Below are 2,003 nucleotides of genomic sequence, written 5' to 3' on the forward strand. Positions count from 1 at the left end.
GTTTCAACCCGAACAAGCTGCTGCTGGACCCGTACGCCAAGCAGATCGTCGGCCAGTTGAAGTGGGCGCCCGCGCTGTTCGGATACACGATCGGGCACAAGGACAAGGACCTCAGCTTCGATAAACGCGACAGCGCGCCGTACATGCCGCGCTGTGCGGTGGTCGACCCGGCGTTCACCTGGGGACGCGATACCGCCCCGGCCACCCCCTGGGATGACACGGTCATCTACGAAGCGCACCTGCGCGGCCTGTCGATGCTGCACCCCCAGGTACCCGAGCAGGCGCGCGGCTCGTTCTCGGCGCTGAAGCAGGACGCGCTGCTGGATCACCTGCGCCAGCTCGGCGTGACCGCGCTGGAGCTGCTGCCGATCCACGCGCATGTCGATGACCAGCACCTGCTCGAACGCGGCCTGCGCAATTACTGGGGCTACAACACGCTGGCGTTCTTCGCACCCGAGCCACGTTTCATGTCCACCTCCACCATCGCCGAGTTCAAGCAGATGGTGGCCGGCGTGCACGATGCCGGGCTGGAGGTGATCCTGGACGTGGTCTACAACCACACCGCCGAGGGCAATGAACTCGGTCCGACGCTGTCGTTCAAGGGCATCGACAACGCCAGCTACTATCGCCTCGCCGATGATCCGCGCTATTACATCAACGATACCGGCACCGGCAACACCTTCGATCTGACCAATGCCGGTGCGCTGCGGATGGTGATGGACTCGCTGCGCTACTGGGTGCAGGACATGCACGTGGATGGCTTCCGCTTCGATCTGGCGACCATCCTCGGGCGCGAGCGTGCGGGCTTCGATCCGTCCGGCAGCTTCATGGATGCGGTGCGGCAGGACCCGGTGCTGAGCCAGGTCAAGCTGATCGCCGAGCCATGGGACATCGGGCCGGGCGGCTACCAATTGGGGCAGTTCGCACCCGGCTGGGCCGAGTGGAACGACCGTTTCCGTGACAACGTGCGGGCACTCTGGCGCGGCGATGGGGGCCAGCTGGCCGAGTTCGCCACGCGCCTGATGGGCTCGGCGGATCTGTTCAACCACAAGGGACGGCGCCCGGCGGCGTCGGTGAATTTCGTCACCGCGCACGATGGCTTCACCCTCAACGACCTGGTCAGCTACAACGACAAGCACAATGAGGCCAACGGCGAGGACGGGCGGGACGGCAGCGACCACAACATCTCCTTCAACCATGGCGCTGAAGGACCCACCGACGACGAGGGCATCAACACGATACGGGCACGGCAGATGCGCAACATGCTCGCCAGCCTGTTGCTGGCGCAGGGCACGCCCATGCTGTTGGCCGGCGATGAGTTCGCGCGCAGCCAGGGCGGCAACAACAATGCCTACTGCCAGGACAATCCATTGACGTGGATCGACTGGCAGCAGGCCGCCAGCCCGGCAGGGCGCCAGCAATCGCTGTTCGTGCGTCGGCTGCTGTCGCTGCGTCGTCGCTATCCGCAGCTGCGGCGTGGCCGTTTCCTGGACGCCCGCGACGAGCAGGGCGAAGGTTATGACGTGCGTTGGCTGCGTACGGATGGCCAGCCGATGGAAGATGGCGACTGGCACGATGGCGAAGCCCGCAGCCTCGCACTGCACCTGGGTGCTGCACGCCAGGAAGACGCGCCACGCGGCCCGGAACATGCGCACCTGCTGCTGATGTTCAACGCCTCGCACCAGCCGCAGGCCTTCGTGCCGCCGTTGATCGACGACGAGCATTGGCGCTTGTTGATCAGCACCATCGACGGTGCACCGCTGCAGGCGGATGCGGAGGGTCACTGGCAGTTGCCGGACCGCGCGATCGTGGTGATCAGCAGCCGCCGCAACCGGCATTCCGACACCGACGCGTGATCCCCCGGCGTTCGCTCCTGGCCGGTGACGCCGGCGGGAGGGCCTGCGTCACCGGCCGTGGTCCAGCTCGCATCGGACCACGTCGGCCACCCAGTCCATGAATGCCGCCACCCGTCTCGGCAGGTGGCGGCGTTGGGCGTAGAGCAG

The 2,003-nt window shown here is 66.3% G+C and carries 1 protein-coding gene; it reads left to right on the forward strand.

Annotation, left to right across the window (positions count from 1 at the left end):
• On the forward strand, positions 1 to 1,856 hold a 1,856-nt coding region (glgX, locus tag ACLFKU_RS43130), incomplete at its 5' end, for a glycogen debranching protein GlgX (RefSeq protein WP_410853310.1).
• Positions 1,857 to 2,003 lie beyond the last annotated feature (147 nt).

Origin of the sequence: Paraburkholderia sp. EG304, from assembly GCF_046543485.1 — a bacterium.
GTDB classification, from domain to species: Bacteria; Pseudomonadota; Gammaproteobacteria; order Burkholderiales; family Burkholderiaceae; genus Paraburkholderia; species Paraburkholderia youngii.